The 16,536-nt window shown below is 66.3% G+C and carries 12 protein-coding genes; 9 read left to right on the top strand and 3 right to left on the bottom strand.

All coding sequences use genetic code 11. The features are described 5' to 3' along the window. Nucleotides 1-254: 254 nt before the first annotated feature. From JN280_RS09510 to JN280_RS09500, 3 genes are all read left to right on the top strand, one after another. Nucleotides 255-1,031: a Bax inhibitor-1/YccA family protein gene (locus JN280_RS09510; protein WP_202311718.1), complete on the top strand. Its 777-nt coding sequence runs from the start codon at nt 255-257 to the stop codon at nt 1,029-1,031. A gap of 181 nt (nt 1,032-1,212) precedes the next feature. Continuing rightward, a complete protein-coding gene (locus JN280_RS09505) occupies nt 1,213-5,994 on the top strand; it encodes an NAD-glutamate dehydrogenase (protein ID WP_202311716.1) in 4,782 nt (1,593 codons plus the stop codon). A gap of 189 nt (nt 5,995-6,183) precedes the next feature. After that, nucleotides 6,184-7,572 carry an MFS transporter gene (locus JN280_RS09500; RefSeq protein ID WP_244743152.1) on the top strand — a complete coding sequence of 463 codons (1,389 nt, stop codon included), beginning with the start codon at nt 6,184-6,186 and terminating at the stop codon, nt 7,570-7,572. Nucleotides 7,573-7,615: 43 nt separating this feature from the next. Here JN280_RS09500 and JN280_RS09495 read toward each other — a convergent pair whose 3' ends face one another. Further along, nucleotides 7,616-7,831, bottom strand: coding sequence for a DUF1674 domain-containing protein (locus tag JN280_RS09495; RefSeq protein ID WP_202311713.1), 216 nt, complete (start codon nt 7,829-7,831; stop codon nt 7,616-7,618). A 110-nt stretch (nt 7,832-7,941) separates the two neighbouring features. On the opposite strand from JN280_RS09495, the gene htpX reads away from it, so the two are divergent. The 3 genes from htpX to JN280_RS09480 all read left to right on the top strand — a co-directional run bounded on the left by htpX (nt 7,942) and on the right by JN280_RS09480 (nt 12,365). Beyond that, complete coding sequence (htpX, locus tag JN280_RS09490) at nt 7,942-8,997, top strand: zinc metalloprotease HtpX (protein WP_202311712.1); 1,056 nt, start codon at nt 7,942-7,944, stop codon at nt 8,995-8,997. Beyond that, nucleotides 8,943-10,373, top strand: a complete 1,431-nt coding sequence (locus JN280_RS09485) for an RsmB/NOP family class I SAM-dependent RNA methyltransferase (protein WP_202311711.1) — start codon at nt 8,943-8,945, stop codon at nt 10,371-10,373. The genes htpX and JN280_RS09485 overlap by 55 nt, the downstream gene beginning before the upstream one ends. A 267-nt stretch (nt 10,374-10,640) precedes the next feature. Continuing rightward, nucleotides 10,641-12,365: a heparinase II/III family protein gene (locus JN280_RS09480; RefSeq protein ID WP_244743148.1), complete on the top strand. Its 1,725-nt coding sequence runs from the start codon at nt 10,641-10,643 to the stop codon at nt 12,363-12,365. A 200-nt stretch (nt 12,366-12,565) separates the two neighbouring features. Here JN280_RS09480 and JN280_RS09475 read toward each other — a convergent pair whose 3' ends face one another. Together JN280_RS09475 and JN280_RS09470 are read right to left on the bottom strand one after the other, a co-directional pair. Beyond that, complete coding sequence (locus JN280_RS09475) at nt 12,566-13,255, bottom strand: DUF1013 domain-containing protein (protein ID WP_202311709.1); 690 nt, start codon at nt 13,253-13,255, stop codon at nt 12,566-12,568. A 199-nt stretch (nt 13,256-13,454) separates the two neighbouring features. Further along, nucleotides 13,455-14,465 carry an NAD(P)H-quinone oxidoreductase gene (locus JN280_RS09470; protein ID WP_202311708.1) on the bottom strand — a complete coding sequence of 337 codons (1,011 nt, stop codon included), beginning with the start codon at nt 14,463-14,465 and terminating at the stop codon, nt 13,455-13,457. Nucleotides 14,466-14,564: 99 nt separating this feature from the next. Here JN280_RS09470 and JN280_RS09465 point away from each other — a divergent pair, with 99 nt between their 5' ends. The 3 genes from JN280_RS09465 (at nt 14,565) to JN280_RS09455 (ending at nt 16,407) form a co-directional block, all read left to right on the top strand. After that, nucleotides 14,565-14,762 carry a DUF1192 domain-containing protein gene (locus JN280_RS09465; RefSeq protein WP_202311707.1) on the top strand — a complete coding sequence of 66 codons (198 nt, stop codon included), beginning with the start codon at nt 14,565-14,567 and terminating at the stop codon, nt 14,760-14,762. A gap of 88 nt (nt 14,763-14,850) precedes the next feature. Further along, nucleotides 14,851-16,098, top strand: a complete 1,248-nt coding sequence (locus JN280_RS09460) for an MFS transporter (protein WP_202311706.1) — start codon at nt 14,851-14,853, stop codon at nt 16,096-16,098. A gap of 30 nt (nt 16,099-16,128) precedes the next feature. Then, complete coding sequence (locus JN280_RS09455; protein ID WP_202311705.1) at nt 16,129-16,407, top strand: ArsR/SmtB family transcription factor; 279 nt, start codon at nt 16,129-16,131, stop codon at nt 16,405-16,407. Nucleotides 16,408-16,536 lie beyond the last annotated feature (129 nt).

Raw genomic sequence — 16,536 nt, 5'->3', positions numbered from 1 at the left:
CGGCTGCGTGGCCCATGTCTGCCCGGAGGTATCACCCCCCGGGGCGCAACGGATAGACTCGCGAGTGCACACCCGTCTGGACGTATGAAAAAGTTAGGCTATTGTCGGGTAACGGACGTTTGCGGGCCGTAACGGGTCTTGTCCTTGCCCGGAAGACGCATCATATTTCGCTGAGGCATGCTGGAGTCCCGCCAGCGGCGCCTGGGCGATCGTAGGTCCGACACCCGACGGGACAGTAGCAACAGAGGAAATCCATGGCTGACCTTCGTAACTATCAGGCACGCGTCGCGGCCGGCAGCCGCGCCGACGCTGCCATCGACGAAGGCCTGCGCGCCTATATGCTCAAGGTCTACAACCTTATGGCGCTTGGCCTTGTCATCACCGGCGTCGCCGCCCTCGGCACGATCATGCTGGCCACGACCAATGATCCGGCTTCGGCTGTCGCCACGCTCGGCAACGGCAAGATGCTGACTGCCTTCGGCGCCGCCATCTACGGTTCGCCGCTGCGTTGGGTCGTCATGCTGGCCCCGCTCGCCGCCGTCTTCTTCCTGGCCTTCAGGGTCCAGACGATGAGCGTAGCGGCCGCGCAGACGGCGTTCTGGGTCTACGCCGCGCTCGTGGGCCTCTCGCTGTCGTCCATTTTCCTGGTCTTCACGGCGCAGAGCATCACTCAGACCTTCTTCGTGACCGCCGCCGCCTTCGGCGCGCTCTCGCTCTACGGCTACACGACGCGTCGTGACCTCACCGCGATGGGCTCGTTCCTGATCATGGGCGTGTTCGGCCTGATCATAGCGATGCTGGTCAACATCTTCCTGCAGTCGTCGGCCCTGCAGTTCGCCATCTCGGCGATCGGCGTGCTGGTCTTCGCCGGCCTCACCGCCTACGACACGCAGAAGATCAAGGAGATGTACTTCGAGGGCGACGACGTTCTGGTCGCCGGCCGCAAGGCCATCATGGGCGCGCTGACGCTCTATCTCGACTTCATCAACCTGTTCACCTTCCTGCTGCAATTCCTGGGCAACCGCGAATAAGCAGGGCAGACAGGCAAATAAAAAGGGCGGCCTCGTGCCGCCCTTCTTATTTGCGCATCGCGGGTCTTGCCCCGTCATCTGCACTTCATCGAGGTTCCGCATTTTCACCGCGATGGGTCGTAAAACCGGCATCATCTGCTACGATAGTCCAAAAGCATGCGGCGAGAGGGACAGAGACGCCATGGTTGCCAGCCAGAAATCCAAGGCTGTGGTCAAGGGGGCGTCCGCCTCCGACAAGCGTGGGGGAGCGGCCGGGAAGCTGGCCGAATATCTGCTCGACCGCGCAGCGGCCGAGGATGTGGCGGCCTATGCGCCGGCCGACCTCGATAAGGCTGCCGCGCTCGCCTGGCAGGCGGTCGCCAGGCATCGCAAGGGCTCCAGTGTCGTCGCCGTCGACAACGGCCGGGAGGTGGAGCGCCAGGACCGGCCGGTGACAGTCATCACCGTCGTCAACGACAACATGCCTTTCCTGTTCGATTCGATCCTGGGCGAAGTGACGGACAGCGCCGGCGAGGCCATGTTCGTCGTCCACCCCGTGCTTGCCGTGAAGCGCGGCCGCGACGGGATCACCGACATCCTCGGCGACGCCGCCCATGCCAAGGGCGATCCGGACCGTGTCAGCGTCATCCATGTCCATGTCGGGCAGATCTCCGATCAGCACGCGGCCGGCTTGCGCGAAAGGCTGCATAAGATCCTCGACCAGGTCCGCGCCGCGGTCACCGACTGGAAGCCGATGCTGGCGCGCCTCGACCAGGCCATCTCGGAATTCCGCTATGCGCCCGTGCCGCTCGACAAGGACGATGTCGGCGAGGCGATCGCCTTCCTCGAATGGTTGCGAGACGACAATTTCACCTTCCTCGGCATGCGCGAGTTCAGATATTCGGGCGGCGAGAAGAGCGGAACCCTGGAGCGCGCCGACGAACCCGGCCTCGGCATCCTCGCCGACCCCGACGTGCTGGTGCTGAGACGCGGAACCGAGGCGGTCACGACGACGCCCGAGATCCGCGTGTTCCTGCACGGGCCCGACCCGCTGATCGTCACCAAGGCCAACGCCAAGTCGGTCGTCCATCGCCGGGCCTATCTCGACTATGTCGGCGTCAAGACCTACGACAAGAAGGGCAAGCTTTCCGGTGAACTGCGCATCGTCGGCCTCTTCACCTCCACGGCCTACACGCGCTCGGTGATGAAGATCCCCTATCTGCGTTCCAAGGCGCAGGCGGTCGTCGCCCGTTCCGGCTTCGATCCGAACGACCATTCCGGCAAGGCCCTCATCAATGTGCTGGAATCCTATCCGCGCGACGAGCTGTTCCAGGTCGCGGTGCCCAAGCTGCGCAAGCATGCCATGGCGATCCTGGCGCTGGGCGAGCGGCCGCGCGTGCGCGCGCTCGTCCGTGTCGACCAGTTCGACCGCTTCGTCTCGGTGCTCGTCTTCGTCCCGCGCGACCGCTACGATTCGGTCGTGCGCGAAAGGGTCGGCGCCTACCTGAAGGACAAGTTCGACGGCCGCCTCTCCGCCTACTACCCGGCCTTTCCGGAGGGTGGGCTGGCACGCGTCCATTTCATCATCGGCCGCTCCGGCGGCAAGACGCCGAAGGTCGAGCAAACGACGCTGGAAGCCGGCATTCGCGACATCGTACGCACCTGGGAGGACGGGCTGCGCGAGGCCGCAGCCGAGTCGGGCGCCGGGACGGAGCTTGCCGAAATCGCCAGGCGGTTCCCGGAAAGCTATCGCGGCTCCTTCACACCAGCCGAGGCGCTGGTCGACGCCGGCCGCATCGCCGAGGTCGGGCCGGACAACCCGATCGCCATCGACTACTACCGGCATGCCGCGGAGAAACCGGAACAGGCCTCGCTGAAGATCTATCATTTCGGCGCGCCGGTGGCCCTGTCGCGGCGCGTTCCGCTCCTGGAGAATATCGGCTTCCGCGTGATCAGCGAGCGCACCTTCGAGGTCGGCGACGCCGATCACGACACCGTCTTCGTCCACGACATGGAACTGGAGAACGCCTTCGGCCGCCCCATCGATCTCGCCGACGGCGGCGCGTTGTTCGAGGAAGTGTTCCTGTCGGTCTGGCGCGGCCTCAACGACAATGACGGCTACAATGCGCTGGCGCAGACCGCCGGCCTGAGGGCCGCCGAGATCGCAGTCCTGCGCGCCTATGGCCGCTACCTCCAGCAGGCCGGCATCCCGCAGAGCCAGGACTTCATCGCTACGGCGCTCAACCGCTATCCCGAATTGGCGCGCGGCCTCTACCAGCTCTTCGTCGCCCGTTTCGACCCGGCCGCCGAGGACGGCGAGGTGACGGCCAGGCATCTCAAGGCCAAGATCCGCGACGAACTGGAAGCGGTGCCCAGTATCGACGACGACACCATCATCCGCCGTTTCCTGAACCTTATCGAATCCTCCCTGCGGACCAACTACTTTGCTTCGGTCATGTCGTCCGATGGCGTCTCCCTGGCGATCAAGCTCGATTCCAAGGCGATCACCGGCCTGCCGGAGCCGCGCCCGTGGCGCGAGATCTTCGTCTATGGTCCCGAGGTGGAAGGCGTGCATCTGCGCTTCGGCCCGGTGGCTCGCGGCGGGTTGCGTTGGTCGGACAGGGCCCAGGACTACCGAACGGAAGTGCTCGGCCTGGTGAAGGCGCAGCAGGTCAAGAACGCCGTCATCGTTCCGGTCGGCGCCAAGGGCGGCTTCTTCCCGAAGCGCCTGCCGGCCGGCGGCAGCCGCGACACGATCTTCGAGGCCGGCAAGCAGGCCTATGTCAACTTCGTCTCGAGCCTCCTGTCGGTCACCGACAATCTCGAGGGCGATCGAGTGGTGACGCCGGACAAGGTAGAGCGCCGCGACGGCGAGGACCCCTATTTCGTGGTCGCCGCCGACAAGGGCACGGCCACCTTCTCCGACACCGCCAACGCCATCAGCGAGCGGCACGGCTTCTGGCTCGACGACGCCTTCGCCAGCGGCGGCTCGGCCGGCTACGACCACAAGAAAATGGGCATCACTGCCCGCGGCGCCTGGGAAGCGGTCAAGCGGCATTTCCGCGAGATGGACCGCGACATCCAGACGACACCGTTTACGGTCGTCGGCGTCGGCGACATGTCGGGCGACGTCTTCGGCAACGGCATGCTCTTGTCGGAACAGACGAAGCTGATCGCCGCCTTCGACCACCGCGACATCTTCATCGACCCCGCACCCGACGCCGCCGCCTCCTTCGCCGAGCGCAAGCGCATGTTCGATCTGCCGCGCTCGAGCTGGCAGGACTATGACAAGGCCAAGCTGTCGCCGGGGGGTCTTGTTGCCTCGCGCTCCCAGAAATCGATAGCCCTGTCGCCCGACGCGGCCGCCGCGATCGGCCTCGCCAGGACGACGGCCACCCCGGCGGAGATCATGAGCGCCATATTGAAGGCGCCGGTGGACCTGCTCTGGTTCGGCGGCATCGGCACCTATGTCAGGGCGACGTCCGAGACCAACGCCGATGTCGGCGACCGCGCCAACGACGCGATCCGCGTCACGGCGGCCGAGCTGCAGGCCAAGGTCATCGGCGAAGGCGCCAATCTCGGCGTCACGCAGCGGGCCCGCATCGAATTCGGGCTGAAGGGCGGCGCGTGCAATTCCGACGCGATCGACAATTCGGGCGGCGTGAACTCCTCCGACGTGGAGGTCAATATCAAGATCGCGCTGGCGGGCGCGATGCGCAAGGGCGCCCTCACCCGGCCGGCCCGCAACAAGCTGCTCGCCGAGATGACCGGCGAAGTGGCCGATCTCGTGCTGGCCAACAACTACCAGCAGACGCTCGCCATCTCCCTGGTCTCGAGGCGCGGCCTGGCCGAGCTGCCCCACCAGGCGCGCTTCATGACGGCGCTTGAGCAGCGCGGGCTGCTCGACCGGGCCGTCGAGCAACTGCCGTCGCCGGCCGCGCTTGCCGAACGCGAGGCGCGCGGCGAGCCGCTGACGCGCGCCGAGATCGGGGTGCTTCTGGCCTATGCCAAGATCGTGCTGTTCTCCGACATCGTCGACAGCGGCCTTCCGGACGATCCGCATTTCGACAGAGACCTGCTCGACTATTTCCCTGAGCGCATGGCGAAGAAATATGCCGAGGAGATCCGCGGCCACAGGCTGCGGCGCGAGGTCATCGCGCGGGTGGTCGCCAACGACCTCGTCAATCGCGGTGGCCCGACCTTCGTCAACCGGCTGCAGGACCTGACCGGCCGCAGCGCGGCCGACGTCGTGCGCGCTTTCACCATCGTGCGCGACGGCTTCGGCCTTGCCGGCGTCTACCGCGACATCGATGCGCTGGACAACAAGATCGACGGCCAGGCACAGCTCGACTTCTATGCCACGGCCGGCCGCCTGATCGTGGCGGCGACGGCGTGGCTCCTGAAGAACGACCGGGACGACACGCCGATGGAGACCCGTATCGCCGAGCTGCGCGACGCGCGCAAGGCGCTCGAGCCGAAGCTCGACAGCCTCCTGCCGGCCTTCATGCGGGAACGCCTGGACGAGCGGCGGCACGGCTTCTTCAAGGCCGGCGCCCCGGAGCCGCTCGCCGCGCAGCTGGCCGCATTGACCGTGGCGGAACTGCTCCCTGATATCGCGCTGGTGTCGCGCAACAGCGGCGCCGACCTCGTCGTGTCTGCGAAGGCCTTCTTCGCCGCGAGCGACGCATTCCGTATCGCCCGCATCGAGGATGCCGCCCGGGGGCTGCAGCCATCCGACTATTATGACGGCCTCGCGCTCTCCCGCGCCAATGACATGATCGGCGCGGCGCGGCGCGGCATTGCCGTTTCGGCGCTATCGTCCTTCGGGCAGGCGGCCGATTCCGTCGCGGCCTGGCTGGAGGCCGGCGGCGAACGGGTGGCGCGCACGCGCGAACGGCTGCAGGCGCTGACCGAGGGCGGCGAGCTGACCGTGTCGCGGCTCTCCGTCGCCGCCGGGCTGATGAGCGATCTCGCCGGACTTTGAGCTCGTGAGGCCGGCGACTGTCGCGCCCGCAATGGAAGAGGGTGAAAGAGGGTACGCCTGTTCCACTGGCGCTCTTCCCTGCAGGGCGGGTTTCAGAAGAACGGCTTTCCGGTAAGCTGCGGCAACGCTGAGCCCGGTCGGACTCGACCGGGCTCAGCCATGCAGGTCTGCTTGGGGCAAGGAGGGGGCATGGCATCGGTGGAAGTTTCGGCGCGACGAATTTCGACGCCGCGGCGCGGCATCTGGGGATGGATGCTGTTCGACTGGGCTGCGCAACCCTTCTTCACGGTTGTCACCACCTTCATCTTCGGCCCCTATTTCGTCTCGCGCATGGCGGCCAATCCTGCCGATGGCCAGGCCGCCTGGGGCTACGGCATCGCCGCGGCCGGTTTCGTGATCGCCATATTGTCGCCTGTGCTGGGATCGATCGCGGACCAGACCGGGCCGAGAAAGCCATGGATCGCCTTCTTCGCGGTCATCAAGATCGTCTCGCTGTCGCTTCTTTGGACGGCGGCACCCGGCTCGCCGCTTGTGCCGATCGTGTTGCTTTTCTCGCTCGCCTCCGTCGCGGCGGAGTTCTCGATCGTCTTCAACGATTCGATGATGCCGCGGCTGGTCTCGAAGGAGGAGATCGGCCGGGTTTCCAACATCGCCTGGGGGCTGGGTTATGTCGGCGGCATGATCACGCTGATCTTCGTCATCGCCTTCCTCGCCGCCTCACCCGAAACAGGACAGACGCTCGTCGGCGTCGATCCGCTCTTCGGGCTCGACCCGCTGAAAGGCGAGGATGCACGCGCGACCGGGCCATTGGCCGCGGTCTGGTATCTGATCTTCATCCTGCCGATGTTCCTCTTCACGCCCGACAGCGGCAAGGGCCTGCCGATCGGCAAGGCCGTGAGCGCCGGCCTCGCCGAGCTCAAGGAGACCATTCTGGAAGCTCGGCGGCGCGCCGGCATCTTCCGCTTCCTGATCGCCCGCATGATCTACCAGGACGGCGTCAATGCCCTGCTTGCGCTGGGCGGCGCTTTTGCGGCTGCGATGTTCGGCTGGTCGATAACCGAGATCGGCCTCTACGGCATCATCCTCAATATAGTCGCGATCGCCGGATGCCTCGCGGCGAGCCGGTTCGATACCCGGCTCGGCTCCAAATCCGTCGTGCTGATCTCGCTGGTCCTGCTGTCGCTCGCCACCCTGGGAATCGTGTCGACCGGCCCGGGCTACACACTCTTCGGCTTCCTGCCGCTGCCCGGCGCCGACACCGGCGGTCTGTTCGGCACCCCTGCTGAGAAGGCCTATATCGCCTTCGGCCTGCTGATCGGGGTGGCTTTCGGCCCGGTCCAGGCGTCGTCGCGCTCCTACCTGGCGCGCAGCGTGTCCGCCGACGAGGCCGGCCGCTATTTCGGCCTCTATGCCCTGGCGGGCCGCGCGACGAGTTTCCTGGCGCCGTTCCTGGTCGCCACAGTCACGGCGGCCAGTGGCTCGCCGCGGCTCGGCATGGCGGTGATCATCCTGTTCCTGGCCGGCGGTCTCGCCGTGCTCCTTGGAACACCCTACCCGGCTGCAAAGCCGGAAGAATGATGCCGGCGGCTGCGGAGCATCCCCTTCGGCCCGGGCCCGGGTCTCAGAAGTCGCTGGTGAGGCCCTTGATTTCCCAGTCGCCGTAGCGGCCGGGCTCATGGCCGCCGCGGCCGCCGATCTCCTTGGGCATGGCGGCCTCGCGCTCATAGTATTCGTCGCGCCGCGCCTCGGCTTCGGCGAGAGCCCTGAGCGCCGCGGGAGACAGCTTCCGGCGGACGGGCTCCGCCTCTTCATCGGCCTTGTTGGAACCGTCGCCCATGCTGGCTTCCCTCGCAGGCTTTGCTATGCAAAGCATTGAAACGTGTCTTTTCCCGTCCCATCATATAGACAGCCCGGCAGGACGGATCGACCCCCTTTCGAGGAACGAATATGAACATCATGCGCACGGCCATGCTGCTGGCCCTGATGACCGCGCTCTTCATGGGCGTCGGCTACCTGATCGGCGGATCGGGCGGCATGACCATCGCCTTCTTCATAGCTGCGGCGATGAACCTGTTCAGCTACTGGAACGCCGACAAGATGGTGCTGCGCATGCACCATGCCGCCGAGGTCGACGAGCGCAGCGCGCCCGAATACTACGGCATCGTGCGGGAGCTCGCCCAGCGCGCGGGCCTGCCGATGCCGAAGGTCTATATCATCGAAAGCCCGCAGCCCAACGCCTTCGCCACGGGCCGCAATCCGCAGAATGCGGCCGTCGCGGCCACGACAGGGCTTCTGCAGCGCCTCTCCTATGAGGAGGTGGCGGGCGTCATGGCGCATGAACTCGCCCATATCCAGAACCGCGACACGCTGACCATGACCATCACCGCGACACTGGCCGGGGCGATCTCCATGCTCGGCAATTTCGCCCTCTTCTTCGGAGGCAATCGCGAGAACAACAACAATCCCCTGGGCTTCGTCGGCGTGCTCGTGGCCATGATCGTGGCGCCGATGGCCGCCGCCGTGGTCCAGATGGCGATCAGCCGGACGCGCGAATATTCGGCCGACCGGCGCGGCGCGGAGATCTGCGACCATCCGCTGTGGCTGGCCTCGGCCCTCGACAAGATCGCCCGCAATGTCCAGCGGATCCACAATCCCGATGCCGAGCGCAACCCCGCAACCGCTCCGCTCTTCATCATCAATCCGCTCTCGGGTGAGCGCATGGACAATCTCTTCTCCACCCATCCCGCGACGGAGAACCGCATCGCCGCGCTGGAGGAGATGGAGCGCACATGGTCGAGCAATGCGCCCGCGCAGTCGGAGCCACACGCGGCACCCCGCGCCCGGGAGAGGCCGGCCGAAGCGCCACGCGCCCAGCCGGGCCCTCAGCCCGGTTCCGGACCCTGGAGCGAGGGGGCTTCCAAGCCGGCTGAGCCACGTTCGTCCGGGCCATGGGGCCGCAACCCGAGTGGACCGAAATCCGGGCCGAAGGGCCCGTGGTCGTGAGTTTCGCGACAGACAAGCCCAGCCGTCCAAGGGGAAAGACCGACAGACCCGACGAGAACGTGCCCGGGCTGCCGGCACGCAAGGCAGCGGCAAAACTGCTCGCGGCCGTCGTCGACGCCGGAACACCGCTCGACGGGCTCACGGATCATGAGCACGGCCACCCGCAGTATCGCGCGCTTGATCCGCGTGACCGGTCGCTCGTGCGCGCCATATTGGTGACGGCGCTGCGCCACCGCGTCACCATCGGCCGACTGATCGAACGACGCCTGGAGCGCCCATTGCCGGCCAATGCCCATGCGCTCGGGCACATATTGCATGTCGCCGCTGCCCAGGTCCTGTTCCTCGATGTCCCCGACAGCGCCGCGGTCGACCTTGCGGTGACCCACGCCAAGTCCGACCCGCGGACCACACGTTTCTCCGGCCTGGTCAACGGAGTGCTGCGCGCTCTGGTGCGCGTAAAGGAGCGGGCGCTGCCGGCCGAGCTCGCAAAGAACGACGACGCGCCGGACTGGTTCTCCCGGCGGCTTGCCGACGCCTATGGCGAGGACAAGGCGCGCGCCATCCTCGCCGCCCATCGCCTCGAGGCGCCGATCGATTTCACCGTCAAGTCGGATCCGGACGAATGGGCGGAGCGCCTCGGCGGCATCGTCCTGCGGACAGGCTCGGTGCGGGTGGAGCGCCTGACCGCGCCGGTCACCGAGTTGCCCGGCTTCGCCGAGGGCGAATGGTGGATCCAGGACGCCGCAGCAGCCTTGCCCGCCAGGCTGCTGGGCGACATTGCCGGCCTCGAGGTCGCCGACCTCTGCGCCGCACCGGGCGGCAAGACCGCGCAGCTCGTCCTCGCCGGCGCGCGCGTCACGGCGGTCGACATGTCGAAAAGCCGGCTGCGACGCCTCGCCGCCAATCTCGAAAGACTGCGCCTTTCGGCCGACATCGTCGAAGCCGATCTGGCGACATTCACCCCGCCGAGGCTGTTCGACGCGGTCCTGCTCGACGCACCCTGCTCCTCGACCGGAACGGTACGACGGCATCCCGACGTCCCCTGGACGAAGTCGCTGCAGGACATCGGGAAGCTCGCCGGCGTCCAGCGCCGGTTGCTCGCCCGGGCCGTGCAATTCGTGAAGCCCGGCGGGCGCATCGTCTTCTCGAACTGCTCGCTCGACCCGGCGGAAGGCGAAGAGCTGCATGCGGCCTTCCTGGCCGAAAGCCACGGCATCTCGGACGACCCGATCCGGCCAGGCGAGATCGCCGGCGCCGAGGGCTTCGTGACGCCGGCGGGCGCTCTGCGGACGACGCCGGCCGACATGAATCTCGGCACATCGGCGCTTTCCGGCATGGACGGTTTCTTCGCCGCGCGCATGCGCCGTACGGGCTGAGCCGCGGCGCTAACCAAATATTCACCGTCGTGGTAAACCATTGATCAACCAAACTGGCCGCGTCCGATTCCACGTCAAGTCCCCGAAGGGCGACGACGCCGACCAGGTAACTTGTTGTTTCTGATTTTTGTTTTGGATTTGAGTTCCCGAACGCCGATGTCGACGAAACAGATGGGAACAGCAAATCCTCCAATAGGAGCGGCCCTTGGCCCGTCGCTCCGGAAAGCCTTGTCCGGGGTGGCGGAGACGGGAGCAGGAGGGATCTTCTTGGCGAACGCGGCGGGCGGCTCACCGCGTCTGTGGGGGCTTGTGGCGCGCGAATTGTGGCGCCGCACGCGCCGGCGCCTGCGCGCCGGCCCGGTCTATCGCTGGCGGTTCACCGGCCGCACACCCGAACGCGTGCTCATCGCTCCGCCGGACCTGCGGCTGGCCGATCCGCAGATCGCCATAGAGATCTACTACGGACGCTTCCCTTTATCCGGCCATCTGGTCGAGACCGGCGGCCAGTCACCCTTCCAGATCGAGGTCGCCAATCGCGGCTGGCAGAAGTCGCTGCACGGCTTCCGCTGGCTGCGCCATATGCGCGCCGCGGGCACCGAGCTGGCTTCGGCCAATGCGCGGGCGCTGGTGTCCGACTGGATCGCCATCCATGGCGGCCGCATAGCCGGCCTCGCCTGGGATCCCGCCGTCACCGCGCGCCGCATCATCGCCTGGTTGCAGCATTCCTCGGTCGTACTGCAAGGCGCCGAATTCCCCTTCTACCGGGCGTTCCTGAAGTCGCTCGCCATCCAGATCCGCTATCTGCGCTCCATGGCGCCCGAAATGCCCGACGGGAGCGAAAGGCTGCGCGCCAGGATCGCCCTGGCATTCGCCAATCTCTCGCTGCCCGCTCCCGCCTCGGCACTGCGCAACGCCACGCGCAACCTGTCGGAGGAGTTGGAACAGCAGATCCTGCCGGATGGCGGCCATGTCTCGCGCAACCCTTCGGTGGTGATGGAGCTGCTCGCCGACCTGCTGCCGCTGCGCCAGACCTACGCCAACCAGGCGGAGTCGCCACCTCCCGCATTGCTCGGCGCCATCGATCGCATGCTGCCGGCACTGCGTTTCTTCCGCCACCAGGACGGCAGCCTCGCCCGTTTCAACGGCATGGGGGTGACCATCCACGACCGCATCGCCGCGATCCTGCGCCACGACGACACGGTCGGCGCGCCGCTACTGCACGCCCCGCATTCGGGCTATGAGCGGCTATCGACCGGCGGCGTCACTGTCATCGCCGACACCGGCGCGCCTCCGGCAGCCGAACTGTCGGAAGACGCTCATGCCGGATGCCTCTCCTTCGAGATGTCGTCGGGGCGCCAGCTCTATGTCGTCAACAGCGGGGTCGACACGTTCGGAGCCGACGACTTCCGGCCCCTGGCGAGGGCCACTGCAGCGCATTCGACGGCAACCCTCAACGACACCTCGTCGGCGCGCTTCACCCATTCGTCCAGCGTCAACGACCTCATCGGCCGGCCCCTTGTCGGCGGCCCGAAGGAAGTGCCTTGCGAACGCACCGACCAGGACGGCAAGCAGGGTTTCGTCGCCAGCCATGACGGCTATCTCGGCCGCTTCGGTCTCTACCACGAGCGCGAGATGCTTCTGTCGCAGGACGGCAACCAGCTCGACGGCGCCGACCGTTTCTTCGGCGCCAAGGGCGTCCTGCCCCGCAACAATGGCCGCGATGTGGTGACGCTGCGCTTCCACCTGCATCCCGATGTCAGCCTGTTGCGTGACGAGTCGGGCCGCTTGATCCTGACCGCGCCCGGCATGGACAGCTGGCGCTTCATGGCGAACGGCGTCCAGCCCACGATCGAGGAATCGATCTTCTTCGCCGGCCTCTCCGGGCCGCGGCGCTCACGCCAGATCGTAATCAGCTTCAAGGCCTCCGAAGTGCCGGAGATGCGCTGGCGCATGCTGCGCATCGGCACCGCCGCGCAGCAGGCCAGACGTTGACCAAAGCATGTCTCCCGAAAGCGGGTACCGGGTTTCGGGACAAAGACATGCGTCAAATCAAAGACCTGCAGTGTGTTGCGTGAATCCGTCTTCACGCAACACGCTGCAGGCACTGATGTTCCGATGCAGGAAGCCCCTCCGGAGCGGGGCTGGTTTGCCGACGATGCCGATCGGAGAGCCGCGGAGAAGCGCTATGCGGCCTATTCCTCGTCTTCGTCCTGCTTCGCCTTGAGCGAGGAGAGCTTGGCGAAGACCGCGTTGGGGTCGAGTTCGCGCTCCTCGTCGTCGTGCCTTTCGGCTTCCGGTGCCAGGCGTTCGGTGAGTGCGGCCGGCAGCAGCGTATCGCCGACCGGGGCGGCCGGCTGCTTGCCGTGCGATGCGCGCTGGACCTCGATGTCGAGGTCGACCTGCGAGCAGAGGCCGAGCGTCACCGGATCCATCGGCACGAGGTTCGACGAGTTCCAGTGGCGGCGTTCGCGGATCTGCTCGATCGTCGACTTGGTGGTGCCGACGAGGCGCGAGATCTGCGCGTCCTTCAGCTCCGGATGGTTGCGCACCAGCCACAGGATGGCGTTCGGCCGGTCCTGGCGCTTCGACAGCGGCGTGTAGCGGGGACCCTTCCGCTTCGATTCCGGCACACGAACCTTGGGCTCGGAAAGCTTCACCCGGTAGTTGGGGTCCTTCTCGCCCTTGGCGATCTCGTCGCGCGTCAGCTGGCCGGTCATGATCGGGTCCATGCCCTTGATGCCCTGCGCGGACTCGCCGTCGGCGATCGCCTTCACCTCCAGCGGATGCAGCGTGCAGAATTGGGCGATCTGGTCGAAGGAGAGCGCGGTGTTGTCGACGAGCCAGACGGCGGTCGCCTTGGGCATCAGAAGCGTGTTGGCCATGGAGTAAAATCCTCTCGTTCGCTCGCGTCCCTGGCGCGAGCGGTGGATGGAAGCCACCAAAATGGGGAAATCACGGAGTCATATAGCGGTTCCGCTCCTCATTCGCAACGATTTAGCAAAAGCGAATAGCGAATAGCGAGTAGGGAATAGGGAGCCTGCGGCCTTTCCCCCTACTCGCTATTCGCTACTCGCTATTCGCTCAAGTAACGTCGAGCACGATCTTTCCGACATGCTCGCCTTCCTCCATGCGCTCATGGGCACGCCAGGCCTCGCGCAGAGGGAAGATCATGTCCATGACGGGCGCGATGCGACGGCTGGCGAGCAGGGGCCAGACCTGCGCCTCAAGAGCTGCCGCTACGCCTGCCTTGAACTCGGTCGTGCGCGGCCGCAGCGTCGAGCCGGTATGGGTGAGGCGCTTGACCATCAGCTTGGCGAAATCGGCGCTGGCGATCGCCCCGCCCTGGGTGGCGATCTGCACGATGCGGCCGTCGACCGCCGCGGCATCATAGTTACGCGCGACATAGTCGCCGCCAACCATGTCGAGGATCAGATCGGCGCCGCGGCCGCCGGTCGCCTCCTTGGTCGCGGCGACAAAATCCTCGTTCCGATAGTTGATCGCGCGGTCGGCGCCGAGCTTCAGGCAGGCGGCGCATTTCTCGTCGGAACCGGCGGTCGCCAGCACATGGGCACCGAAGGCCGAAGCGAGCTGGATCGCCGTGGTGCCGATGCCCGAGCTTCCGCCATGGACGAGGAAGGTCTCGCCCTTCGTCAGCGCGCCGCGCTCGAAGACGTTGTGCCACACGGTGAAGAACGTCTCGGGAAGCGCGGCGGCCTCGGTGAAGGTGAAACCCGCCGGCAGCGGCAGCGCGTTGGTCTCGTGCACCTTGGCATATTCGGCATAGCCGCCGCCCGGCGTCAGGGCACAGACTTCGTCGCCGACACGCCAGCGCGACACGCCTTCGCCAAGGGCGACGACCTCGCCCGACACTTCCAGGCCCGGCAGGTCCGACGCGCCCGCCGGCGGCGGATATGCGCCCTTGCGCTGCAGCACATCCGGCCGGTTCACCCCGGCTGCGCGGACCCGGATGAGGATCTCCCCCTGGCCGAGCTCCGGCACGTCCCTTTTCTCCGGCTTCAGGACACGCGGCCCGCCCGGCACCGAAATGGCGATGGCCGTCATCCTGTCGGAAATTTTCTGTGCTTGCGCCATCCTCTCACCATCCCTGTCTCGCCTGTCGGCGGCATATTTGCGTCATTGTTTCCCGACTATGTATTGTCACGGGCGGAACAATCAAACCGGAGAAGCGAGATGGCGATCTTCGACGAGGAACCCGTCAAAAAGCAGCGTGTCCATGAGATCGGCCAGGATCTGTCGCTTCTTTCGGTCGGCGAGCTCACCGAGCGGATCGGTCAGCTCAAGGCCGAGATAACCCGGCTTGAAGCCGAACTGAAGAGCAAGGGTGCGACGAAGGCGGCGGCGGAGGCGCTGTTCCGACGCGAAACTTGAAGCCGATGCCGCCGGCGCGCCGCCGAAAAGCCTGAAAGCCTGTATTGTCAGGCAACATCCGTTCCCGAATCGCTTGCCGGATCGCCGTATGTTCGTTGCCTACCGCCCGATCATTTCGCTCCTGCGCGGCACCGCCTTCCTGCTCGCCGCCACCGGCCTTCACGGGCTCTTGCTGCCGCTGCGCGGGCAGCTCGAAGGATTCTCGACCGCCGCGCTGGGCCTGATGGGAACGGCCTGGGCAGCCGGTTTTGTCGCCGGGTGCTTTTTCGCGCCGCGGCTCGTGCGCCGGGCCGGCCATGTCAGGGCCTTCGGCGCTTTCGCCGCGTCGGGGGCCATCATCGCGCTGCTCACGGGGCTGCTGATCGACGAGTATTTCTGGATTCTGCTTCGCGCCTGCACCGGCTTCACCATGGCCGGCGCCTTCATGGTGATCGAAAGCTGGCTGAACGAAAAGGCCACCAACGAGAACCGCGGCCGGGTATTCGGCCTCTATATGATGGTCACCTATACCTCGATCATGGCCGGCCAGATGATTGTCGCGGTCGGCGATGTCGGCGCGGCCTCTCTGTTCATGGTGACCGGCATCTTGTTCTGCTGCTCGCTGATCCCGACAGCCGTCTCCACCCAGGCCCATCCCAAGCCCCTGCAGGATGTGTCGCTCGACCTCAAGGGCCTCTACGCGAATTCGCCGGTCGCCTTCGTCGGTTGCCTGTTGGTCGGCGTCGCCAACGGCGCCTGGGGCACGCTCGGCGCGGTCTATGGCGCGCGCATCGACCTTTCGACGGCGGAGATCGCCCTGATGATGAGCCTCGTGGTCGTCGCCGGCGGCGCACTCCAGCTGCCGGCCGGGCGCATCTCCGACAGGACGGACCGTCGTTATGTGCTTGCCGCCGCGGCACTGGGCGCGGCCGTCATCGGCGTTTCCATCTTCCTGGCTGCGCCGCGCATCGGCTCGCTCGTCATCGTCATGACCGCGGCCTATGGGGCGCTCGCCTACACGCTCTATTCGATCGCGGTCGCCCATGCCAACGATCACGCCGATGCCGCCGATTTCGTGAAGGTCTCCGGCGGGCTGCTCCTGCTCTACGGCTTCGGCACGATGATCGGCCCGCTTCTGGGCGCCGGTCTCATGGGGCTCCTGTCGCCGGAAGGCCTGTTCCTGGCCACCGCCTTCGCCCACTTCGCGCTCGCCGGCTACGCGGTGCTGCGCATAGGTCGCCGGGCGCCCGTCCCCCTCGAAGAACGCGAAGCATTCAAGACCTTGCCGGCAGAACGTGCCGTGACGCCGGAAGCATTGCGGCTCGATCCTCGTACCCAGGCCGACGAGGGCAGTTGATATTCCCGAAGTGCTGCCGCAAAAGGAGGCATGATCCTCGACGATGCTTTTGTGGCCATCTCAGATCCGAACCGGCGATTTCTTCTCGAAGAACTGCGCCGCGGCCCCAAGACGGTGAACGAACTCGCAGCAGGCCTGCCGGTGTCGCGGCCCGCCGTTTCCCAGCATCTCAAGGTCCTGCTGGATGCAGGGCTGGTCAGCGCCAGACCGGAAGGCACGCGCCGCGTCTACGCCATCAGCACGGAAGGCTTCCTGCGCCTCAACATCTGGCTCGATCAGTTCTGGGACGGAGATACGAACGGCCTATAGACCGTTGCGGCGTGGGGCACGCACCCCTGCGTCGCCAAATGATTGATCTGCAGCTTCCGCGAGCGCATCACGACGCCTCACGCAGCAGGGGCAGATTTGTCGATGGAACGCACCGCTGCTAGAGATTTG

This window comes from Mesorhizobium sp. L-8-10, from assembly GCF_016756635.1.
Lineage (GTDB): Bacteria > Pseudomonadota > Alphaproteobacteria > Rhizobiales > Rhizobiaceae.
This window is presented reverse-complemented; position numbering and strand designations above follow the sequence as displayed.